This window comes from Mycolicibacterium sichuanense, from assembly GCF_033741125.1.
Classification (GTDB): domain Bacteria; phylum Actinomycetota; class Actinomycetes; order Mycobacteriales; family Mycobacteriaceae; genus Mycobacterium.
The window spans coordinates 70,418-91,407 of record NZ_JAWQPU010000003.1 but is presented as its reverse complement, the minus strand read 5'-3'; the positions used below and the strand labels follow the sequence as shown (position 1 = coordinate 91,407).

Sequence of the window (20,990 nt, the reverse complement as noted above, 5' to 3'; positions counted from 1 at the left end):
GTCGTCCCGGCAACTGTTGGCCATCCGACGCTAACACCCGGTCGGGGTGGTGCCGTGCGGCAAAATCAGGCCGCGAGCACCGCGTCCAAGACCGAGAAGAACAGCCCAAGTCCGTCATCGGAGGGGCCGGTCAGGGCCTCGGTGGCGTGTTCGGGGTGCGGCATCAGACCGACCACCCGGCCGTTGGCCGAGCTGATTCCGGCGATGTCACGCAGCGAACCGTTCGGGTTCTCGCGGTAGCGGAACACGACGCGGCCCTCGCCCTCGAGCTCGTCGAGCACCTCGTCGGAGGCGACGTAGCGCCCCTCGCCCGACTTCAACGGGACCAGCAGGTCGGCGCCCGCCTCGTAGCGGGTGGTCCATGCCGATGATGCCGACGCGACCTCCAGCCACACGTCGCGACAGACGAAGTGCAGGCCGGCGTTGCGGGTCAGCGCGCCGGGCAGCAACCCAGCCTCGCACAAGACCTGAAAACCGTTGCAAATCCCCAACACCGGCATGCCCTTGGCGGCTGCGGAGACCACCTCGCCCATCACCGGAGCGAACTTGGCGATCGCTCCGCAGCGCAGGTAGTCACCGTAGGAGAACCCGCCGGGAACGACGACCGCGTCGACTCCCTTCAGGTCGGCGTCGGCATGCCACAGGTTGACCGGTTCGGCACCGGCGAGCCGCACCGCGCGGGCGGCGTCGACGTCGTCGAGCGTGCCGGGGAAGGTGATGACGCCGACGCGGCCGCTCACTGCTCCTCCCGTGTCACGGTCCAGTCCTCGATGACCGTGTTGGCCAACAGCGACTCGGCGATCTCGGCGAGCGCCTCGTCGCTGACGGTGTCGTCGACTTCGAGTTCGAAGCGCTTGCCCTGCCGGACGTCCGAGATACCGGAGAGTCCCAGGCGACCCAGCGCTCCGACGATTGCCTGTCCCTGGGGATCGAGGATGACCGTCTTGGGCATCACGTTCACTACGACGCGGGCCACGCGCGGCTCCTGTCTTGAAGGGGATTTCTCGGCGCTCACTCTACCGGCGGTCACAATGGGTGCATGCACCTGACGCACTTCGGACACTCCTGCCTGCTGGCGACCTTCCAGGACGGTGGGGACGAGACCACCGTGCTGTTCGATCCCGGCACCTTCTCGCATGGTTTCGAGGGGGTCACCGGACTGTCGGCGATCCTGATCACCCACCAGCATCCCGACCACGCCGACGTCGAGCGGCTACCCGCCCTGATCGACGCAAATCCGCAGGCCGCGCTGTATGCGGACCCGATGACCGCCGCTCAGCTGGGCGGCGCGTGGCAGGCCGTCAACGTCGGTGACGCTTTCGAGGTGGGCCATCTATCGGTGCGCGGCGTCGGCGGCACGCACGCCGTCATCCATCCGGAGATTCCGACCATCGACAACATCTCCTACCTCGTCGGCGACGCCGGCCATCCGGCGCGGCTGATGCATCCCGGTGACGCATTGTTCACCCCCGGCGAGCCGGTCGACGTCCTGGCCACACCGGCCGCCGCGCCGTGGATGAAGATCTCCGAGGCCGTCGACTATCTGCGGGCGGTCGCGCCAACGCGCGCGGTGCCGATCCACCAGGCCGTGGTGGCCAAGGAGGCCCGTGGCATCTACTACGGCCGGTTGTCGGAGATGACCGACACGGACTTCCAGGTGCTAGAGGAGGAGAACGGCACCGAGTTCTAGTGGGGCAAGCGAAGCGGCTGCGCTTCACGGGTCAGATCGCCGGCTTCGGCTCCGCCTCTGGCGTGCGCATGGTCATCGGCTCGTGGTCGGAATCACCCTTCGGCCAGTTCGCCGACGTCATGGTGGAGACGGCCGACGGTGACCGCGCCCTGCTCGCGCCAAGCCCCGAGATCGCCGAATTCGTCTCCGCCACATACACCTTCGACCACATCGAGATTGGAACGGTCACCGCTAGACACAGCGTGGACGCGTTCACGGTCAGCGCGCCAGGCCTGGCGGTCGCGGGGCGACTCGGTGGTCCCGCACGCTTCGACTGGCTGCTACGGCTCGTGCCAGCCCGTCTGGCGACCGCGCCGCCCTGGCTGCGCGCGATCGATCCGGTCGCCTCCCGGTTGGTGACGGGGGTCCGCACCGCGGGGAGTGCGGGCAACGGTCGACGCGAGTACTACGGAGTACGCCGCACCCGGCGCATCGTGGCGATCGAGGGCAGCTACGGCGGGTTGGACTTCGGCGGTCTGGCCCCCTTGCACCCGCCCGTGCGCTTCGGCTTCTCGTCGGCGCCGGCGTCGCCCCAGCTCGTCTCGGTCACCACGACGATCGACGTACCCTAGGACGCCGCGGCGCGACCCGCCGCGCGGCCGGAGAACACGCAGCCACCGAGGAAGGTGCCCTCCAGCGACCGGTAGCCGTGTACGCCGCCGCCACCGAAGCCGGCCGCCTCGCCGGCCGCGTACAACCCGTCGAACGTCGTTCCGTCGGGCTTAAGCACCCTGGCGTCGAGATCGGTCTCCAAGCCGCCCAACGACTTTCGCGTCAGGATGTGAAGCTTGACGGCGATCAGCGGACCGGCCTTCGGGTCGGTGATGGGATGCGGCGCCACTACCCGACTGACGCGGTCGGCCAGATAGTTGCGGGCTCCGCGGATGGCGGTCACCTGGCTGTCCTTGGTGTACTTGTTGACCACTTCGCGATCGCGGGCCGTCACCTCGGCGGCGACGACGTCGTAGTCCAGCGGTTCGACGTCGGGCACCGCATTCATCTTCGCGACGAGGTCGGCCAGCGAGGTCGCCGACACGAAGTCGATCCCGCGATCGACGAAGCGCTGCACCGGCGCCGGGGCGCCTGGCTTGATCCTGGCGAGCACCTGGCGCACGCTACGGCCGGTCAGGTCCGGATTCTGTTCCTGCCCCGAGAGGCCGAACTCCTTGGCGATGATGCGGGCGTTGAGGACGAACCACGTGTAATCGTGGCCCGTCTTGGCGATGTACTCGAGCGTGCCGAGGGTGTCGAATCCGGGGTAGAGGGGTGCGGGCAATCGCCGGCCGGTGGCATCCAGCCAGATCGACGAGGGCCCGGGCAGGATGCGGATACCGTGCCGCGGCCAGATGGGGTCGTAGTTGGTGATGCCCTCGGTGTAGTGCCACATCCGGTCCTCGTTGATTATGCGGGCACCTGCAGCCGCCGTGATGCCCAGCATCCGACCATCGACGTGCGCCGGCACACCGCTGAGCAGCTGTTCGGGCACCCGACCCATGCGGGCTGGCCAGTTCTTGCGCACCAGGTCGTGATTGCCACCGATCCCACCGCTGGCGACGACGACGGCCCCGGCGCGAAACTCGAACTCGCCGACGACGTTTCGCGACGATGCCACCCCACGGGCGGCATCCGACGGTTCCAGCACCGCACCGCGTACACCGGTTACCGCACCCGCCTCGACGATCAGTTCGTCGACCCGGTGGCGGTGCGCGAACCGCACCCTGGGATGGTTCAGGAGGCGGCGGGCGAAGATGTCAACGATGGCCGGACCCGTGCCCCAGGTGATGTGGAACCTTGGCACCGAGTTGCCGTGGCCGCGCGCGTCGTAGCCACCCCGCTCGGCCCAACCGACGAGAGCGAAGGTCCGCAGGCCGCGTTCGTGCAGCCAGCTGCGCTTCTCCCCGGCGGCGAAGTCGACGTACGCGTGCGCCCACTGCCGCGGCCAGTGGTCCTCGGGCCGGTCGAATCCCGCGGTACCCAGCCAGTCCTGCAGCGCCAGCTCGTGGCTGTCCCGAATGCCGAGTCTGCGCTGCTCCGGGCTGTCGACGAAGAACAGGCCGCCGAACGACCAGAACGCCTGCCCGCCCAGGTTGGCGGCATTCTCCTGGTCGACCAGCAGGACCGAGCGTCCCTTGTTCACCACCTCGCAGGCGGCCACCAACCCGGCCAGCCCGGCTCCGACCACGATGACGTCAGCATCAGCCATAGGACTCCACGTTAGCGCTCGGAGGTCAGGCGGCGTCGGTCAACGCGGGCTTGGGCTCCCAGCGATACACCGCCGGCGTGCAGCGGTGCACCAGCGCAAGGTCGATCGCATCCAGCATGGCCTGCCTCGGACCAGAGCGGTGCAGTTGGCCCGCGGCCACGGCGACCCGCACCGTCCCGGCCCGCCGCGCGGTGCGTTCGGCGGTGAGCACCAAGGTGCGGCACCACCAGGTCTCGGTCAGGAACCCCTCGCCGATGCCGACGACGCGGGCCCGTTCGGTGGTTCCGCGGACCAGATCGGTGATACCGCTCAGCTCGGCGACGAGCCGGAAGCCGGTGCGCGGCAACGCCGTCAGCGTTCCGCGTGAAACGGTCCAGCCTGGAGCGGCGAAGAGCCGCGTGCGCAGGCCGAGATGTTCGAGCACCCGGTCGGCACCGGTCAGACGCAGATTCGCCTCGTGTGCCTGCAGCGTGGCGAACTCGCCGCGACGCTTCTTGGTGGCAGCCTCGTCGTAACCGTGCAGCACGACGGCGTCACCGCAGGCGCGGCGCTCCGCCAGCCAGTCGACGGTCTCACCGTCGCGGTCGAGCCGGTAGCCACCCTTGAGGCGTGGCGCGACCAGGAACGATGCGGGGACGCCGCGGGCTACGAGCTCGTCGCGAAACTCGGCGACGTCACTCAGCGTGCGGTCCTTGATCCCCGAGATCGAGACGATCAGTTCTCCAGCCACGGATCGAGTATGACAACGTCAGGTGTCTCGAGGGTGTCGGACACGTGGGCTGGAGTTGACTTCTTGGGTCAGCGGCCGAGCAGGTCTTCGATGGCGCCGACCACCTCGGGCGCGTCGGGTTCGGTACGCGGGCGGAAGCGGTGGACCACCTCGCCACCGGGCGCCAGCAGGAACTTCTCGAAGTTCCACTGCACGTCGCCGGCCTGACCGTCGGCATCGGCCGCCTTGGTCAGCTCGGCGTAGAGCGGATGCCGGTCGGCGCCGTTCACGTCGGTCTTCGCCAGCAGCGGGAACGTCACGCCGTACGTCGTCGAGCAGAACGACTGGATCTCCTCTGCCGTTCCCGGCTCCTGACCCATGAACTGGTTGCAGGGCACGCCGAGCACCGTCAGCCCGCGATCGCCATAGTCCTTGGCCAACTTCTCGAGAGCGGTGTACTGCGGTGTCAGACCGCACTTGGAGGCGACGTTGACCACGAGCACCGGGCCGTCGGCGATCTCGGCCAGGGAGGTCGGCCGGCCGTCGAGGGTGGTCAGCGGGATGTCGGTCAGGCTCATGACCGCGACGCTACCCCGTGCTCGACCTGACCCGCGCCGTAGCGGTCGCGGTCGGCGGTGGCCAGCACCCAGGCGTACATGAACGCCGCTTCCTTCCACCGCTCGTAGCGTCCACTGATGCCACCGTGACCCGCGGTCATCTCGGTCTTCAACAGCACCGGATGGTCGTCGGTCTTCTGATGTCGAAGCGCCGCAACCCATTTCGCTGGCTCCACGTAGAACACCCTGGTGTCGTTCAGCGAGGTCATTGCCAGGATGGCCGGATAGTCCTTGGCGTCGACGTTCTCGTAGGGCGTGTAGGACTTCATGTAGTGGTAGACGTCCTCGTTGGCCAACGGGTTGCCCCACTCATCCCACTCGGTGACGGTCAGCGGCAGCGACGGGTCCAGGATGGTGGTGAGGGCGTCGACAAACGGCACCTGTGCCAAGATCCCCGCGAACAGATCGGGAGCCATGTTGGCGACGGCACCCATCAGCAGACCGCCCGCGCTGCCACCCATCGCCACCAGATTCTCGGGCCGCGTCACGTCGGTACCCACCAGATGCGCTCCGGCGGCAATGAAGTCGGTGAAGGTGTTCTTCTTCTCGAGCAACTTGCCGTGCTCGTACCACGGCCGGCCCATCTCGCCGCCGCCGCGGACGTGAGCGATGGCGAACACCACCCCGCGGTCGAGCAGGGACAGTCGCGCGATCGAGAAGCGCGGATCCTCGCAGGACTCGTAGGCGCCATAGCCGTAGAGCAGCGTCGGGGCCGGAAACCGCTGTCCGGCACGATGAATGACGGAGACCGGGATGCGGGCGCCGTCGGGTGCGAGCGCCCAGTCCCGCCGCTCGACGTACTGTTCGGGCTGGTAGTCGCCGAGTACCGCCTGCTCGCGCAGCAGCGTGCGCACACCGGTGACCAACTCGATGTCGTAGATCCGCACGGGCACGATGAACGACGTGGTCCCCACCCGCAACACGGGCGCCGACCAGTTCGGATTCCCCGACAGGCCCGATGACGTCAGCTCGGTCTCGAAGGTGATCTCCTCCGGCTCGCCGTACCCGCCGTCGTCGGTGATGGGCCACAGCTGAATCCGCGGTAGCGCCTCGCTGCGGTAACTGACGACGAGGTGGGTGGCGAAGGCGTCGACGGCGTCGAGACGGACGTCGGCGCGGTGCCCGATGAGTGTGCGGAACGCAGTCGGGTCGCTGACCGGAGCCTCGACGAGGGTGAAGTTCTCCGCACCGTCGTTGTGCAGGATCAGGAAGCGGTCCTCACCGCCGACGACGGCGTGTTCGACGGAGTACTCGACGAAGTCGCGGCGCGGCAGGATCGAGGTGAACTCGGCGTCCGGGTCGGTGGCGTCCCCGTAGAACACCTCGGAGGTGACCGAACTGCCCGACGCGATGAAGACGTACTCGTTGCTGCGCGCACGGCCGACGCCGACCCAGAACCGCTCGTCGGGTTCGTGGAAGACCTTGACCGCGGGCAGGCCGGCTCCGAGCCGGTGGCGCCACACGGTGTCGGGACGCCAGGCATCGTCGAGGGTGACGTAGTAGATGCTGCGGCCGTCGGCCGCCCAGGTCGCTCCCGCGCCGATGTCGACGATGGTGTCGTCGTAGAGCTCACCGGTGCGCAAGTCCTTGAACCGCAACGTGTATCGCTCGTCGCCGACGACGTCGACGGAGAACGCCAGCGTGTGTCCGTCGATGCTGATCGAGGCGGCCCCGAGGGAGAAGAAGTCGTGACCCTCGGCTTCGACGTTCTCGTCGAGGAGCACCTGCTCCCCCGGTACGTCGGTGGTCTCGTCGAGCTTCGGCGGCACCCAGTCGTCGAGATCGGCGACTGGACACCGGCAGTGGATCCCGTACTGCTTGCCCTCGACACTGCGGCCGTAGTACCACCACTCGCCGCGGCGCGTGGGCACCGACAAGTCGGTCTCCTTGGTGCGCGCCTTGATCTCGTCGAAGATCTTCTGCCGCAGCGGTGCCAGGTACTCGGTCTGCTCGTCGGCGTAGGCGTTCTCGGCCTCGAGGTAGGCGATCACCTCGGGATCGGACTTGTCGCGCAGCCACTCATAGGGATCGATGAACACGTCACCGTGGTGTTCGCGGCGATGGGCGACGCGCTTGGCAATCGGCGGGCTACCGGTCATTTGGCTCCGATCCAGTCTGCGAACTTCAATCCCGAAATACGTTCGTATGCCTCGATGTAACGCGCCCTGGTGGCCTCGACGACGTCGGGAGGCAACGCGGGCGGCGGCACCTCGGCGTGCCGATCCCAGCCCGACTCCGGGCCGGTGAGCCAGTTGCGAACGAACTGCTTGTCGAAGCTTGGCTGAACGACGCCCTCCTGGTAGGCGTCGGCCCGCCAATACCGCGACGAGTCGGGAGTGAACACCTCGTCGGCGAGCACCATCCGGCCGCCCTCGTCGACGCCGAACTCGAACTTGGTGTCGGCGATGATGATGCCCTTGCTCAGCGCGTGCGCGGCGGCCTGCTGGTAGATGCCCAGCGTCAGGTCACGCAACTCGGCGGCACGCTCGGCGCCGACCACCTCCACGATGGCCTCGAAGCTGACGTTCTCGTCGTGCTCCCCCAGATCGGCCTTCGTGGCCGGGGTGAAGATCGGCTCCGCGAACTTGCTGGCCTCGGTCAGGCCCGCCGGCAGCTCGATGCCGCACACACGGCCGGTCGCGCGGTAGTCGATGATGCCGGACCCGGTCAGGTACCCGCGGGCTACGCACTCGACCGGCATCATCTCCAGCCGCTTCACCACCAGTGCGCGGCCGAGCACCTCCTCGGGAATGCGCTCGTCGTCGGGAGGACCGGCCAGGTGGTTGGGCGCATCCAGGAAGTCGAAGAAGAACACGCTCATCGCGGTGAGGATGCGGCCCTTGTCGGGGATCGCGCTGTCCAGGATGTAGTCGAAGGCCGAGATGCGATCACTCGCCACGAACAGCAAGTGGTCGGCGTCGATGCCGTAGAGCTCGCGAACCTTGCCGCTGGCCAGATGTTCGTAGTCGGTCAGAGCTGGGCGCATCGGGCAAGACTATCGGTCCATCTGTGCTGGGATCACACCCATGAGCTCTCGCTACGTGCCGTATGCCACCACACCTGGTCGTCTGCTGTCGCAGCTGATCAGCGACACCGTGGTCGTGCTGTGGTCGACCGTGTGGGTGTTCGTCGGGCTGGCGGTGCACTCCGCGGTGAGTTCGATCGCGGAGGTGGGCAGGCGGCTGGACGACGGTGCCACCGGAGTCTCGGACAACTTGAACTCCGCCGGTGACAGCACCGGCGACGTCCCGCTGATCGGCGACGCGCTGAGCAAGCCGCTGCGCGCTGCCAGCCGGGCGGCGCTGGACATCGCGGGGGCGGGCCACAGCCTCGACACCACGGCTACCTGGCTCGCGGTGATGCTGGCTCTGGCAGTAGCGGCGCCGCCGATCCTGTTCGTCGTGTTGCCGTGGCTGGTCCTGCGCGTCCGGTTCTTCCGCCGAAAGTGGACGGCGCTGACGCTGGCGGCCACCCCTGCCGGCGAGCAATTGCTGGCGCTGCGCGCGCTCGCCAACCGCCCGCTGGCCAAGCTGGCGGCGGTCAGCATCGATCCGGTCGGGGCCTGGCGCCGCGACGACGCCATCGCGATCCGCGGGCTGGCCAACCTGGAGCTGCGATCGTCGGGCATCCGCCGCACCTGACCCCGTCCCCCCTCGATTCGTGCACCCTCCGTTGCACTCACCGCAACCGCGGGTGCACGAATCGCGAGATTGGAACCAGTCGTGGGCCGGCGCGCGTCGTCTTAGACGTGCTCGACGACTACTTGCGGCGCCATGACGGAGTCATCACGCTCGGTAAGCCGAAGAATGCGGACTGAGTCGGTTCGCGGTCCAGCGACTCGTTCGGTCGGGTCACTGGCGGCGCTGCGCGCGCGGGGTCTTCTTCGTCGACGACCGCCCGTTCACCGATGCCGCCCGCATCCGTGCCGCGGTCTGGACGAACGGTGACAGAGCCGCGGCGTCGGGCCTCGCCGCGGCGTGGTGGCTCGAACTGACGCGGTTCGCACCAGACGTCGTCGAGGTCACCGTGCCGAGAGTCAGCAACCACATCCGCCGTCAGGGTCTTCGACTTCGCCGTCGGGATCTGTCGGCTACCGACGTGGTGGAGCGACGAGGTCTGCGCGTCACGGCCCTGCCGCTGACCGTCGTCGAGGCGGCAGTTCGCAGAGGTGGCGGCCCCAAACTCCTGGATCAGGCTCTGCAGCGGCACACCCAGCTGCCGGCGCTTTGGAATGCGCACCTGCGAAACAAGGGCCGGCACGGTTCACCGGCTGCCCGCAGGCTCCTGCAGGCAGCCGACGACGGCACGCGGTCCGAAGCCGAACGCCTCTTCACGCGGCTGCTGAGGGCAGCGCACATCGGCGGTTGGAAGGCCAATCAACGGCTGGCGGGGTACGAGGTGGACTTCCTGTTTCGCCGCGCGAAGGTGGTGGTCGAGATCGACGGCCTCGCCTTCCATAGTGATACCGAGGACTTCCACCGCGACCGCATCAAGCAGAACGCCATCGCGCTGTCCGGCTGGCAGGTGCTCCGTTTCACCTGGCTGGACCTCACCGAGTACCCCGACCGCGTGCTCGCGGAGGTCGACCGCGCGATTCGTGCACGCTAGGTAGCGGCACGCGCTACGGCGGGTGCACGAATCGCGAGAGGTCAGAGGATGGCGTCCGAGGTGTACTTGGCCGCCTCGGGATACCGTCGCACCAGGTCCTCCACGGCGGTCACGACGGCGTCGACCTGCGCACCCGCCGCACCCGTGAACGCCGCCTTGTCGGCCAGCGCGGCGTCCAGCGCCGCGCGGTCCAGCGGCAGCCGCGGATCGGCCGCCAAGCGGTCCAGCAGATCCGGCTCGGAACCCTTCTCGCGCATGGCCAGTGCGACGGCCACGGCATGCTCCTTGATGACCTCGTGCGCCGTCTCGCGGCCGACTCCGGCGCGCACCGCGGCGATCAGGATGCGGGTGGTGGCCAGGAACGGCAGGTAGCGGTCGAGCTCGCGCTGGATCACCGCCGGATAGGCGCCGAACTCGTCGAGCACCGTCAGGAACGTCTCGATCTGGCCGTCGATGGCGAAGAACGCATCGGGCAGCGCCACCCGGCGCACCACCGAGCAGAACACGTCGCCCTCGTTCCACTGCGCGCCAGCGAGTTCGGCGGCCATCGACGCGTAGCCGCGCAGCACCACTTGCAGCCCGTTGACCCGCTCGCACGACCGGCTGTTCATCTTGTGCGGCATCGCCGACGAGCCGACCTGCCCCGGCGCGAAGCCCTCGGTGACCAGCTCGTTGCCCGCCATCAGCCGGATCGTGTGCGCCAGCGACGACGGCCCGGCTCCGAGCTGCACGAGCGCCGAGAGCACGTCGTGGTCCAGCGAGCGTGGGTAGATCTGGCCGACGCTGGTGAACACGTCGGCGAAGCCCAGGAACTCGGCGACTCGGCGCTCGAGTTCGGCCAACCGCGCGGTGTCACCGTCGAACAGGTCGAGCATGTCCTGGGCCGTGCCCATCGGGCCCTTGATGCCGCGCAGCGGGTAGCGGTCGATCAGCTCGGCCAACCGGGTCAGCGCCACCAGGGTCTCCTCGGCGGCCGAGGCGAAGCGCTTGCCGAGCGTGGTCGCCTGCGCGGCGACGTTGTGCGAGCGGCCCGCCATCACCAGATCGCGGTAAAGCTCCGCGCGTTCGGCCAACCGCGCCACGACGGCGACCCCATGCGCGTGCACCAGCTCCAGCGAGCGACGGATCTGCAGCTGCTCGACGTTCTCGGTGAGGTCACGGCTCGTCATGCCCTTGTGCACGTGCTCGTGGCCGGCGAGCGCGTTGAACTCCTCGATGCGGGCCTTGACGTCGTGCCGGGTCACCCGTTCCCTGGCGTTGATCGACGCTAGGTCGACCTCCTCGAGGACGCGCTCGTAGTCGGCGATCACGCCGTCGGGCACGGACACGCCCAGTTCGGCCTGCGCCCGCAGGACCGCGATCCACAGTCGGCGCTCGGCGACGATCTTGGCCTCCGGCGACCAAATCGCCACCATCTCCTCGCTGGCGTACCGACTGGCCAGGACGTTTGGGATAGCCACGGTGTTGCTCACGAGCACACAGCTTACGGCGGCGACGCGGCTACCCGATGAGGCAGAGTGGGGCGGTGCACTTCGTCGGACTGGACCTCGCCTGGGGTGAACGCAAGCCAACGGGCGTCGCCGTGCTCGACGATTCGGGTCGGCTGCTGTACCTCGGCGTGGCGCAGGACGACGCCAGCATCAAGGCCGCGGTCGCACCGTACGTCCAGGGTGACTGCCTTGTCGCGTTCGACGCCCCGCTGGTGGTGAACAACCCCACCGGCCAACGCCCCAGCGAAGCCGCACTCAACCGGGACTTTGCGAAGTTCGAGGCCGGCGCGCACCCCACCAATACTGGCAAGCCCGAGTTCGCCGGGACGCCGCGCGCCGCCCGCCTCGCGAGCGCCCTCGACCTGGACATCGATCCCGGCTCCCCCTCGACTCGGCGGGCCATCGAGGTATACCCGCACCCGGCGACGGTGGCGCTGTTCCGCCTGGGGCGCACACTGAAGTACAAGTCCAAGCCCGGCCGCACCTTCGCCCAGCTGCGCTCAGAACTGCTCAGGTTGATGGATCTGGTCGAGACGCTGGCCCAGGCCACGCCACCGCTGCGGGTCGCCGACCACGACGGCTGGCAGGCACTGCGGCAATCGGTGCAGACCGCCGAGCGCAAGAGCGAGCTGCGCCGCGCCGAGGACCCCATCGACGCCGTCGTCTGCGCCTACGTCGCCCTGTTCGCCACCCGCAGGCCCGAGGCGGTGACGGTCTACGGTGACGCCGACTCGGGGGCGACGATCACGCCGACGCTGCCGCCCGACCTGAGCCCCGCCCCGCCCGAGCCGACGCCGGGCGCGGTGCTCGACGCCGTCGCCGAGTACGCCGCGCGAAGGCCCGGCCTGGTCGACGCCACCGACCGCTACCTCGAGCTGGTCACCACGCTGCTCGACGACGCGGGCATCAACTACCTCAGCGTCACGGCGCGGACGAAGAGCGTCGCCTCGTTCGCCGAGAAGGCCGACCGCAGCGTCGACGGCCGGCGCTTGTTCACCGACCCGCTGTCGGAGATCACCGACCAGGTGGGGTTGCGGGTGATCACGTTCCTGCGCGACGACGTCACCACGGTGGCCAATCTGCTCGCCGAGGAGATGCAGCTGCTCGACGACCGCGACATGGGTCAGGAGACTGCCCGCGAGGGCCGGTGGGGTTACGCCAGCCGACACCTGCTGGTGGCCGTCGTCGGCGAACAGCAGCCGGCATCGGTGCAGGTACGGACGGTCCTTCAGCATGCGTGGGCCGAGTTCGAGCACGACATCCGCTACAAGGGCTCGATCCCCGAGGAGGACGCTCCGGACCTTGACCGCCGGTTCACCCTCGCCGCCGGCCTGCTGGAACTCGCCGACCGTGAGTTCAGCGCAATCCGCGAACGGCTGAAGAGCTCCCCGCCCGTCCCGCGCTCGGAGCAGTCCAGCGATCCGCGCATCGCGACCCCGGTGCTCGCCACCTATCTGGGCAACTACTTCCCCGACGCCGGCTGGTCGCGCACCGAGCACTACGCCTGGATCTCCGGGCTGCTGCTGGAGCTCGGCATCGACTCGCTCGATGAACTCGACGAGCTCCTCGACGGGCTGGACACCGACGCGGTCAACACCAAGATGGACTACCGCTACCCGGCCGGCGCGGTCCGTCGGCTCGACGACGCGCTGCTGGCGCGCTTCGGCGAGCGCTACGTCGGCCTGACGGGCAACGCCCACCGCGTAGCCCAGTTGCAGGCGCGGCTGGAGAAGCTCGCCGACCAGGCCTAGGAGTCCAGCTTCTCGGGGTCGATCAGCTTGGTCGTCGTGATGCCGACGGCCCGGTTGATCGCCACCGTGATGCCGAACAGCACGATGCCGAGGATCACCAGACCGATCGCCAGCACGTACTGCTGCAGCGGCCGCCCCGACAGCGGCAGCACCAGATAGGCCGACGCGACGAAGCCCACCCAGGGCAGCCAGCTCGGCGTCCTGAAGTGCCGGCGGCCGCCTGCCTCGCCCGGGTCATCCTGAACGTCCTTGCGCAGCACCAAGACTGCGATGTTGACCACGGCGAACACGGCCAGCAGCAGCAGTGACGTGGTGCCGCCAAGCGTGGAGATCGCCGAGTCCCCGGCGAACGCGGTGACGTAGAGGATGAGCCCGAACGCGATCGTGGTGGTGAACGCGATGGCCACCCAGGGCGTCCGCCGGGTGCGGTGCACGGTGCCCAGCACCGGCGGCAGCACGTGTTGCCTGGCCATCCCGTAGATCAGCCGGCTGGCCATCAGCATGTTGATCAACGCGGTGTTGGCGACGGCGAACATGGAGATGAACGGCAGGATCTGTTCGATCGGCAGACCCGGCGCTCCTGCCTTGACCACCTCGACCAGCGGGGTCTCGCTGGCTTCGAGCGTGCCGACGGGCACCAGCGCGACGGCGACGACGGCCACCACGATGTAGACGACGCCTGCGATGCCCAATCCGGTCAGCAGCATCTTGGGGAAGATCTTGACGGGGTCCTTGGTCTCCTCGGCCATGTTGACCGAGTCCTCGAACCCGACCATCGCGAAGAACGCCAGCGACGTGGCCGTCGTGACGGCGAGGAAGGCGTTCTTGTCCTCGGCGGTGTCGAAGGCGACGACGCGGGAGAAGTCGATGGCGTCGGAGCCCGCGGAAGACCCGGTGAAGGCCCAGAACCCGACGAAGATCACCAGCATCAGGCCGGTGATCTCGACGATGGTCAAGACGACGTTGAGCTTTACGCTCTCGCCAACGCCGCGCAGGTTGACGACCGCGACGATGACCATGAACAGCAGAGCGACGGCGGCGACTCCGCCTGTGCCCCAATCCAATCCGAAGCCCTTGAAGAAGTTGGACGCAAAGAACCGCGACGCGGTGGACGCCGAGGTGATGCCCGAACACATCACGATGAAGGCGACCAGGAACGTCACGAAGTGCACGCCGAATGCCTTGTGCGCATACAGCGCTGCACCCGCCGCCTGCGGGTACTTGGTGACCAGCTCCAGATAGCTGAAGGCGGTCACCATCGCGATCAGGAACGCCACCAGGAAGGGCAGCCACGCCGCCCCGCCGACCTCGGCGGCGACGTCACCCGTCAGCGCGTACACCCCCGTGCCGAGGATGTCCCCGATGATGAACAGCAGCAGCAGACCCGGGCCCATCACCCGTTTCAGCTCGGGCTGCTCCTCGACCGCCGCCTGTGCCATGACGCCTCCCTGATGATTGGCTGTGAAGTCACGAGGTAGCCGCATCGGCCGGCCTCAGTGGGGCAACGGGCTCCAGTCGGACGGCGTTTCCGTCGCCGCCGCCACCGCGTCGAGGAAGCGGGCGACCATCGCGGGATCCTCCGGCCGCTGCCAGCCGAACGTGGTCGGGCGCTGCGCGCGATCGTGCCAGAAGTGGGGCGGGTGCGACGGGGGACTCGTCGCGACGAGCCATACCGCGGTGTCGGCACCCTCCTCCGCAGTGCGCAGCAGGGGCCCCGTGAGCTTCTGGAACGTCGGGAGCGCCTCGGCGACACCGGGCGTCGCTGCCCAGCCGGGATGCATGCTCTCCACCCGGACGTCGCCGCACTCGGCCGTGAGGCGCCGGGCCCACGCGTCGGCGAGCACCACCTGCATGCGCTTGGTCCTGGCGTAGACCCGCACGCCGTCGTAGTCGCCGCGGCGGGACTCCACGTCGTCGGCGTCGAGCGACGCGCTGTACATCCCTCCGGAGGACACCCACACCACCGATGCCCCGTCCGCCGTGCGCAGCAGGGGCAGCAGTCGCTCGGTCATCAGGTGCGGGCCAAGGACGTGGCAGGCCAGCTGCAGCTCGTGCCCCTGCGGCGTCTCGTCGCGCTGCTTGGGCATGGCACCGGCGTTGTGCACCAGGCCGTGCAGCGCATCGATGCGTCCCGCCAGGTCCTCGGTCCAGGCTCGCACCGCGTCGAGATCCCCGACGTCGCACACCTCGTCGATCACCACCGCACCGGGAACCTCACCGCGGATCACGCCCGCGGAGCGCTTGACCTTGTCGGGATTGCGGCCCAGCAGGTGCACGGTCGCGCCGAGTTCGGCGAACGACTTCGCCATCGCCTCACCGAGACCCGACGTGGCGCCGGTGACGACGACCCGCTTGCCCGCCATCGCGCCGGCCGGCGGATCGGCGGGCCAGAAGCGCTGGCGCAGGCCGTAACCGATCTTGGAGTAGCCGAACAGCACGGACCGATCCAGGGCAGCGTCGAGCACGCCGGTGAGCATCATGGCTTCCAAGTTAGCGCCGAGCCGAACGGCTCAGTCGAACGGTGCGAGCACGTCGATGACGTCGATGAGCGCGGCGCGCGCCGTCGCACGCGGACCGTCGCCCACGCCGACGAGGGAGGCGACGACCGCGCCGTCGACCGCACACACCAGGGCGGTCATCAGCTCGGCGCGCACCGAGCGACCGGACCGTTCGACGATCTCGACGACCGCCTGGGTGCGCTGCTTCATGATGCGGCGCTGGACGTCGCGCAGGCCCGGTTGGCGCGCGCAGGCGATGTAGCGCTCGTAGCGCGAGATCAATTCTTCGGAGACCGACGTGCCGGGCCCATCGCCAACCAGCAGATCGACGAGGACGTCGGCCGTCGACTCGGCCCCGCGCCGCCGCCGCGACAGCGCCGCGACGCGCGAATCCAGGAGCTCGGCCTCCCGGGTTCCGACGTGTTCGACGGCGCGCTCGACGAGGTCGTCGAGGGACGAGAAATAGTACGTCGTCGACGCCAGCGGAAGCCCGGCCCGACGGGCGACGGCACGGTGCCGAACGGCGTCGAAGCCGCCTTCGCACAACAGATCGGCGGCCGCGCTGACCAGCGCGTACCGTCGTCTCTCACCCTTCGGGGTGACCGCTGCCGTCACGCCTTGCATGCTGCCAGCAACCGCACTTCGACATAGGGCTTTCGGACAACTACGAGAGTCTCCTCATTTGGGCGATGGCATGATGGCGCGCATGTCGGGACAGCTGAGCCGCCGTGCGATTTTGCGACTCGGCGTCGGTGCCGCGGCCGGTGCCGCCGGCGCGGTCGCGGTGGGGTCTGCACTGCGCCAACCGGCGGAGTCCGCGCCACCCGTGGCGATGACGAGTGTCGGCGCGCCACTGGCTCCGCCGCCACCGCTCGAACCGCCGCCGGCCGCTGTGGCGCCCACCTACGTCACCGGTTCCTTCGTCTCGGCGGCCCGTGGCGGGGTGACGACGAACTGGGCCATTGCCAGGCCACCCGGGCAGACCGCGCCCCTGCGGGCCGTCATCGCGCTGCACGGCAAGGGCCAGGATGCGGCCGGGGTGATGGCCGGCGGCGTCGAATCGGGGCTGGCGCAGGCCGTTGCCGCGGGCATTCCGCCGTTTGCGGTGGTCGCGGTCGACGGCGGTGGGGGTTACTGGCATCACCGTGCCTCGGGTGAGGACGCCGGCGCCATGGTGCTCGACGAGTTGATCCCGATGCTCGGCGGTCAGGGGCTGGACACGTCTCGGGTCGGCTTCCTTGGCTGGTCGATGGGCGGCTACGGCGCGCTGCTGCTCGGGTCGCGGCTGGGGCCGGCGCGCACGGCGGCGATCTGCGCCGTCAGCCCCGCGCTGTGGACCTCGTCGGGGGCCACCGCGCCCGGTGCGTTCGACGGTGCCGACGACTACGCCGCCAACAGCGTGTGGGGTCTGCCGAATCTCGGGGCGATCCCGATCAGGATCGACTGCGGCGACAGCGATCCGTTCTACTCGGCGACCAAGCAGTTCATCGCGCAGCTGCCGACGCCGCCGGCTGGCGGATTCTCACCCGGCGGGCACGACGGCGCGTTCTGGAGTTCCCAGCTGCCGGCCGAGATCGCCTGGATGGCCCCACTCCTGGTCGCCTAGCCGGCTAGAGGGTGATGCGCCCCTCCGCGGCGGCGAGCCCGATGTCGGTGCGGAAGTGGCTGCCCGGCAACTTGATTCGACCGATCGCTGCATAGGCTTGCTCGCGGGCTGCCGCGAGATCGGCCCCCGTGCCGACCACCGACAGCACGCGTCCGCCCGAGGACACCACCGAACCGTCCTCGCGGCGAGCGGTGCCGGCGTGCAGTACGTCGGGTCCGTCCGCGCCGGTGATGACGTCGCCGAGACGGGGACGGCCGGGATAGTTCTCGGCGGCGACCACCACCGCGACGGCGGCACCGTCGCGCCACTGCAGCGGCGGCTGTGCGGCCAGCTCGCCGGTGGCAGCGGCCATCAGCAATTCGCCGAACGGGCTCCGAAGCAGCGGCAGCACGGCTTGAGTCTCGGGATCGCCGAAGCGGCAGTTGAATTCGACGACGGCCGGACCACTCGAGGTGATCGCCAAGCCGGCGTAGAGCAGCCCGGAGAATGGGCATCCGCGCCTGACGAGTTCGGCGGCGACGGGTGCGACGACGTCGTCGACGATGGCCGTGACGACGGTCTCGGGCAGCCAGGACAACGGCGTGTAGGCGCCCATCCCGCCGGTGTTGGGTCCGGTGTCACCGTCGCCGACGCGCTTGAAGTCCTGCGCGGGTAGCAGGGGCACCACGGTCTCGCCGTCGACGACGCAGAACAGCGACACCTCGGGACCGTCGAGGAACGACTCCAGCAGCACCGGGTGGCCGGAGTCGAGCAGGCTCGCGGCGTGGGCCCGGGCCGCATCGCGGTCGGCCGAGACCACCACGCCCTTGCCCGCAGCCAGCCCGTCGTCCTTGACCACCCAGGCGGGGTCGCCTGCTGGCGGACCGAAGCGGTCCAGGGCGGCGTCCAGCCGGGCGGGGTTGTCGACGATCTCGCTGCGCGCGGTGCGCACCCCGGCGGCGTCCATCACGTCCTTGGCGAACGACTTGGCGCCCTCGATGCGCGCTGCCTCCTTCGAGGGACCGAAGCAGGCGATCCCTGCGGCCCGCACGGCATCGGCGACGCCGAGCACGAGCGGCACCTCCGGACCGACGACCACCAAGTCGGCACCGAAGTCCTTGGCCAGCTTGACCACCTCGTCACCGGAGGTGATGTCGACGTCGCTCTGCTCGGCGATGGCTGCCGTTCCCGCGTTGCCCGGCGCCACGGCGAGCGCCTCGACCCCGGGGTCGCGGCGCAGCGCGAGCAGCAGCGCATGTTCACGGGCACCGGATCCGATCACGAGGACGCGCACGATCGACAACCCTAAACCTTCGACCTCGGCCATACACTTGACGCTTAGGTGTATGGTCGGTCCCAAGGTGTCCTACGTCACACGAGGAGGTGTCGCCGTGTCGACCACACAGCGCGGCTGTCCGCTACTACCCCCCGGGTATGACTTCACCGACCCCGACGTCCTCCTGCAGGGCATCCCGGTCATGGAGTTCGCCGAGCTCCGCAAGACCGCTCCGGTTTGGTGGAACGAGCAGCGGGAATCGATCTTCGACGACGGCGGCTACTGGGTGATCAGCCGACACGAGGACATCAAGGCCATCTCGCGCAATGGCGAGCTGTGGTCGACCAACCGCAAGGGCGCGGTGATGCGCCTGCCGGACGGCGTCACCGCCGAACAACTCGACCTGACCAAGGCGCTGCTGATCAACCACGACGCCCCCGAGCACACACGGCTGCGCAAGATCGTCTCGCGGCTGTTCACGCCGCGGTCGGTCGCCGCGCTGGAGGAGAAGCTCGCCGTCGCAGCCCACGACATCGTCGCCGCAGCGGCCGCCAAGCCGAGCGGCAACTTCGTCGACGACGTCGCCACCAAGCTGCCCCTGCTCGCGATCGCCGACCTCATCGGAGTGCCGGAGGAAGACCGCGAGAGGCTGTTCGCCTGGACCAACTCCATCATGAACACCGACGACCCGGACTTCGACTCCGATCCGACGACGGCCAACGCCGAGCTGATGGGCTACGCGTACACCATGGCCGAGGAACGCCGCCGGTGCCCGGCCGACGACATCGTCACCCGGCTCGTGCAAGCCGACCTGGGAGGAGAAGGCGGCGAATCCCTCGGTGACGTGGAGTTCGCATTCTTCGTCATCCTGTTGGCGGTGGCGGGCAACGAGACCACCCGCAACGCCATGACGCACGGCATGAACGCCTTCCTCGACAATCCCGCGCAGTGGGAGCTGTTCAAGCGCGAGCGCCCCGCCACCGCCGTCGACGAGATCGTCCGGTGGGCCACGCCGGTGCACTGCTTCCAGCGCACGGCGCTGGCCGACGTCCAGTTCGGCGACGTGACCATCCGGGAGAGCCAGCGGGCCGGGCTGTTCTACAGTTCGGCCAACTTCGACGAGACGGTCTTCGACCGACCGTTCGAGTTCGACATCACTCGAAACCCGAACCCGCACTTGGCCTTCGGAGGCAACGGCGCACACTTCTGCATCGGCGCCAACCTGGCTCGAATGGAGATCAAGCTGATCTTCGGCGAGCTGGCCGATCAGATCCCCGACATCGCCAAACTGGATGAGCCGCAACGCCTTCGATCGGGATGGATCAACGGCGTAAAGGAACTGGCGGTCTCCTACCAGGGCTGACGGGGCGCGGCGGCTACCATCTCGGGGTGCGCACCCATGGCTGGGCGGGATCGGCACCCGCCACCGACGACGAGGCCGTCGCGCGGATCCTCGGTGCCGCGGGCAAGGCCATCGACGAGCGTGGTGCCGACTTCAGCATCGCCGACGTCGCACGCACCCTCGGGGTCACCCGCCAGACGGTCTACCGCTACTTCCCCAGCACCGACGCGCTTCTGGTGGCCGCCGCGGTCCACGCGGCCAATGACTTCCTGGCGCGTCTGGCCGATCACCTCCGCGGGATCACCGATCCGGTCGACGCCGTCACCGAGGCCATCGCGACCGCACTGGAATGGCTGCCCAAGGACAAGCACATCGGCCTGCTGGTGGCACCTGGTCGCGCCGATCAGCACACCGCGTCCGTGACGTCGGACGTCGCCCTGCAGTTCGCCAATTCGATGCTGCGGCGCTTCGACGTCGACTGGGCGGCAGCCGGGTTCACCGAACCCGAACTCGACGAACTGGCCGAGCATCTGCTGCGCATCATTCAGTCGTTCGTCATCGACCCGGGCCGCCCGCCACGTACCGGGGAAGACCTCCGGGCCTATCTGCGGCGGTGGGTCGGGGGCGCGATTTTGCCGACTCGAGGGTCCTCACCCGGCACTTAGACTCGACAGGGTGAGTGCACTCGACGGGTTTCGGGCCATCTGGTCACAAGCCAACGCCGTCTTCGGCGAGGGCGCTCCCGGCGTCCTCCCCGATCAGGGCCCGCGCCTGAAGATGCTGCAGGACTCCGTGACCTCGGCCGGCTCCCGCGCCTCGTGGGCCGGTTCTGCCGCGGAGTCCTTTGCCGAGGCCAACCATCGCATCGCGCGCACCATCGGAGACATCGCCCAGCTCGACCAGCGCCTGGCCGCGGAGATCCGGCAGACGGCAGCCGTGGTGACGGCCGGACGTCGCGACCTGGCAGACGTCCGTCGTCGCGTGGACGACGCGGCTTCACGGGTACCCGCCACCGCTGAGGGCGAACGACTGTTGTATCCGGTGATCAGCAAGGGCGCCAGCGACATTCGGGCCATCGTCGTTCGCGCGCACGCAGACCTGGCGTTCATCGCCGGGCGTATCCTCGACCTCGGCGGCGACTACCGCACCCTGGGCAGTTCGGCACGCGCCGCCGACTGACCC

Annotated in this window: 20 protein-coding genes and 1 pseudogene; 9 read left to right on the top strand and 12 right to left on the bottom strand. The window is 68.9% G+C overall.

Going from position 1 to position 20,990, the window contains the following annotated elements; all coding sequences use genetic code 11:
- Positions 1 to 65: 65 nt before the first annotated feature.
- The gene (gene purQ, locus SBI80_RS10780) at positions 66 to 740 is read right to left on the bottom strand and encodes a phosphoribosylformylglycinamidine synthase subunit PurQ (protein WP_318974495.1); all 675 of its coding nucleotides are present in this window, start codon (positions 738 to 740) and stop codon (positions 66 to 68) included.
- Complete coding sequence (gene purS, locus SBI80_RS10775; protein ID WP_318974494.1) at positions 737 to 976, bottom strand: phosphoribosylformylglycinamidine synthase subunit PurS; 240 nt, start codon at positions 974 to 976, stop codon at positions 737 to 739. The genes purQ and purS overlap by 4 nt, the downstream gene beginning before the upstream one ends.
- A 63-nt stretch (positions 977 to 1,039) precedes the next feature.
- Here purS and SBI80_RS10770 point away from each other — a divergent pair, with 63 nt between their 5' ends.
- A complete protein-coding gene (locus SBI80_RS10770) occupies positions 1,040 to 1,690 on the top strand; it encodes an MBL fold metallo-hydrolase (protein ID WP_318974493.1) in 651 nt (216 codons plus the stop codon).
- Complete coding sequence (locus tag SBI80_RS10765; RefSeq protein WP_318974492.1) at positions 1,690 to 2,301, top strand: hypothetical protein; 612 nt, start codon at positions 1,690 to 1,692, stop codon at positions 2,299 to 2,301. The genes SBI80_RS10770 and SBI80_RS10765 overlap by 1 nt, the downstream gene beginning before the upstream one ends.
- Here the strand turns inward: SBI80_RS10765 and SBI80_RS10760 are convergent.
- The 5 genes from SBI80_RS10760 to SBI80_RS10740 form a co-directional block, all read right to left on the bottom strand.
- Positions 2,298 to 3,932 carry an FAD-binding dehydrogenase gene (locus tag SBI80_RS10760; RefSeq protein WP_318974491.1) on the bottom strand — a complete coding sequence of 545 codons (1,635 nt, stop codon included), beginning with the start codon at positions 3,930 to 3,932 and terminating at the stop codon, positions 2,298 to 2,300. The genes SBI80_RS10765 and SBI80_RS10760 overlap by 4 nt on opposite strands.
- Before the next feature lie 25 nt (positions 3,933 to 3,957).
- Complete coding sequence (locus SBI80_RS10755) at positions 3,958 to 4,662, bottom strand: DUF2334 domain-containing protein (RefSeq protein ID WP_318974490.1); 705 nt, start codon at positions 4,660 to 4,662, stop codon at positions 3,958 to 3,960.
- A gap of 68 nt (positions 4,663 to 4,730) precedes the next feature.
- Positions 4,731 to 5,219 carry a glutathione peroxidase gene (locus SBI80_RS10750; RefSeq protein WP_318974489.1) on the bottom strand — a complete coding sequence of 163 codons (489 nt, stop codon included), beginning with the start codon at positions 5,217 to 5,219 and terminating at the stop codon, positions 4,731 to 4,733.
- Complete coding sequence (locus SBI80_RS10745) at positions 5,216 to 7,357, bottom strand: S9 family peptidase (protein ID WP_318974488.1); 2,142 nt, start codon at positions 7,355 to 7,357, stop codon at positions 5,216 to 5,218. The genes SBI80_RS10750 and SBI80_RS10745 overlap by 4 nt, the downstream gene beginning before the upstream one ends.
- The gene (locus tag SBI80_RS10740; protein WP_318974487.1) at positions 7,354 to 8,244 is read right to left on the bottom strand and encodes a phosphoribosylaminoimidazolesuccinocarboxamide synthase; all 891 of its coding nucleotides are present in this window, start codon (positions 8,242 to 8,244) and stop codon (positions 7,354 to 7,356) included. The genes SBI80_RS10745 and SBI80_RS10740 overlap by 4 nt, the downstream gene beginning before the upstream one ends.
- Before the next feature lie 40 nt (positions 8,245 to 8,284).
- Here SBI80_RS10740 and SBI80_RS10735 point away from each other — a divergent pair, with 40 nt between their 5' ends.
- Both SBI80_RS10735 and SBI80_RS10730 read left to right on the top strand, forming a co-directional pair.
- Entirely contained in the window at positions 8,285 to 8,899 is a 615-nt protein-coding gene (locus SBI80_RS10735) for a hypothetical protein (protein WP_318974486.1), read from the top strand.
- Positions 8,900 to 9,006: 107 nt separating this feature from the next.
- Positions 9,007 to 9,866: pseudogene (locus tag SBI80_RS10730) on the top strand (DUF559 domain-containing protein).
- A 41-nt stretch (positions 9,867 to 9,907) separates the two neighbouring features.
- Here SBI80_RS10730 and purB read toward each other — a convergent pair.
- Positions 9,908 to 11,326 (bottom strand): adenylosuccinate lyase, encoded by a 1,419-nt coding sequence (gene purB, locus SBI80_RS10725; protein WP_318975211.1) that lies wholly within the window; start codon positions 11,324 to 11,326, stop codon positions 9,908 to 9,910.
- Between the two features lie 65 nt (positions 11,327 to 11,391).
- On the opposite strand from purB, the gene relZ reads away from it, so the two are divergent.
- Positions 11,392 to 13,107 (top strand): bifunctional ribonuclease/(p)ppGpp synthase, encoded by a 1,716-nt coding sequence (relZ, locus tag SBI80_RS10720; RefSeq protein ID WP_318974485.1) that lies wholly within the window; start codon positions 11,392 to 11,394, stop codon positions 13,105 to 13,107.
- On the opposite strand, the gene SBI80_RS10715 is transcribed toward relZ, so the two are convergent.
- The 3 genes from SBI80_RS10715 to SBI80_RS10705 are packed head-to-tail and all read right to left on the bottom strand — an operon-like array spanning position 13,104 to position 16,229.
- Positions 13,104 to 14,546 carry an APC family permease gene (locus tag SBI80_RS10715; RefSeq protein WP_318974484.1) on the bottom strand — a complete coding sequence of 481 codons (1,443 nt, stop codon included), beginning with the start codon at positions 14,544 to 14,546 and terminating at the stop codon, positions 13,104 to 13,106. The two genes, relZ and SBI80_RS10715, sit on opposite strands and share 4 nt — an antisense overlap.
- Positions 14,547 to 14,600: 54 nt before the next feature.
- The gene (locus tag SBI80_RS10710; RefSeq protein WP_318974483.1) at positions 14,601 to 15,587 is read right to left on the bottom strand and encodes an SDR family NAD(P)-dependent oxidoreductase; all 987 of its coding nucleotides are present in this window, start codon (positions 15,585 to 15,587) and stop codon (positions 14,601 to 14,603) included.
- 30 nt (positions 15,588 to 15,617) lie between these two features.
- Positions 15,618 to 16,229 (bottom strand): TetR/AcrR family transcriptional regulator, encoded by a 612-nt coding sequence (locus SBI80_RS10705; RefSeq protein ID WP_318974482.1) that lies wholly within the window; start codon positions 16,227 to 16,229, stop codon positions 15,618 to 15,620.
- 82 nt (positions 16,230 to 16,311) lie between these two features.
- Here SBI80_RS10705 and SBI80_RS10700 point away from each other — a divergent pair, with 82 nt between their 5' ends.
- On the top strand, positions 16,312 to 17,211 hold the full coding sequence (locus SBI80_RS10700; protein WP_413232696.1) for an alpha/beta hydrolase: 900 nt from the start codon (positions 16,312 to 16,314) through the stop codon (positions 17,209 to 17,211).
- A gap of 4 nt (positions 17,212 to 17,215) precedes the next feature.
- Here the strand turns inward: SBI80_RS10700 and purD are convergent, their stop codons facing one another.
- Positions 17,216 to 18,484 (bottom strand): phosphoribosylamine--glycine ligase, encoded by a 1,269-nt coding sequence (gene purD / locus SBI80_RS10695; RefSeq protein WP_318974480.1) that lies wholly within the window; start codon positions 18,482 to 18,484, stop codon positions 17,216 to 17,218.
- Between the two features lie 52 nt (positions 18,485 to 18,536).
- Between purD and SBI80_RS10690 the strand changes: the two genes are divergently transcribed.
- The 3 genes from SBI80_RS10690 to SBI80_RS10680 are packed head-to-tail and all read left to right on the top strand — an operon-like array spanning position 18,537 to position 20,987.
- A complete protein-coding gene (locus tag SBI80_RS10690) occupies positions 18,537 to 19,829 on the top strand; it encodes a cytochrome P450 (protein WP_413232695.1) in 1,293 nt (430 codons plus the stop codon).
- A 26-nt stretch (positions 19,830 to 19,855) separates the two neighbouring features.
- The gene (locus SBI80_RS10685) at positions 19,856 to 20,473 is read left to right on the top strand and encodes a TetR/AcrR family transcriptional regulator (protein WP_318974478.1); all 618 of its coding nucleotides are present in this window, start codon (positions 19,856 to 19,858) and stop codon (positions 20,471 to 20,473) included.
- A 10-nt stretch (positions 20,474 to 20,483) separates the two neighbouring features.
- Complete coding sequence (locus SBI80_RS10680) at positions 20,484 to 20,987, top strand: EspA/EspE family type VII secretion system effector (protein WP_318974477.1); 504 nt, start codon at positions 20,484 to 20,486, stop codon at positions 20,985 to 20,987.
- The last annotated feature ends 3 nt before the right edge of the window (positions 20,988 to 20,990 follow it).

Excerpts from the sequence above, each read along its gene's own strand:
- SBI80_RS10750 (WP_318974489.1), bottom strand. The coding sequence starts at position 5,219 with ATGAGCCTGACCGACATCCCGCTGACCACCCTCGACGGCCGGCCGACC.
- SBI80_RS10745 (WP_318974488.1), bottom strand. The coding sequence starts at position 7,357 with ATGACCGGTAGCCCGCCGATTGCCAAGCGCGTCGCCCATCGCCGCGAA.
- SBI80_RS10715 (WP_318974484.1), bottom strand. The coding sequence starts at position 14,546 with ATGGCACAGGCGGCGGTCGAGGAGCAGCCCGAGCTGAAACGGGTGATG.
- SBI80_RS10690 (WP_413232695.1), top strand. The coding sequence starts at position 18,537 with ATGGTCGGTCCCAAGGTGTCCTACGTCACACGAGGAGGTGTCGCCGTG.
- SBI80_RS10710 (WP_318974483.1), bottom strand. The coding sequence starts at position 15,587 with ATGATGCTCACCGGCGTGCTCGACGCTGCCCTGGATCGGTCCGTGCTG.
- SBI80_RS10760 (WP_318974491.1), bottom strand. The coding sequence starts at position 3,932 with ATGGCTGATGCTGACGTCATCGTGGTCGGAGCCGGGCTGGCCGGGTTG.
- SBI80_RS10770 (WP_318974493.1), top strand. The coding sequence starts at position 1,040 with ATGCACCTGACGCACTTCGGACACTCCTGCCTGCTGGCGACCTTCCAG.
- SBI80_RS10740 (WP_318974487.1), bottom strand. The coding sequence starts at position 8,244 with ATGCGCCCAGCTCTGACCGACTACGAACATCTGGCCAGCGGCAAGGTT.
- SBI80_RS10700 (WP_413232696.1), top strand. The coding sequence starts at position 16,312 with ATGTCGGGACAGCTGAGCCGCCGTGCGATTTTGCGACTCGGCGTCGGT.
- SBI80_RS10735 (WP_318974486.1), top strand. The coding sequence starts at position 8,285 with ATGAGCTCTCGCTACGTGCCGTATGCCACCACACCTGGTCGTCTGCTG.
- SBI80_RS10705 (WP_318974482.1), bottom strand. The coding sequence starts at position 16,229 with ATGCAAGGCGTGACGGCAGCGGTCACCCCGAAGGGTGAGAGACGACGG.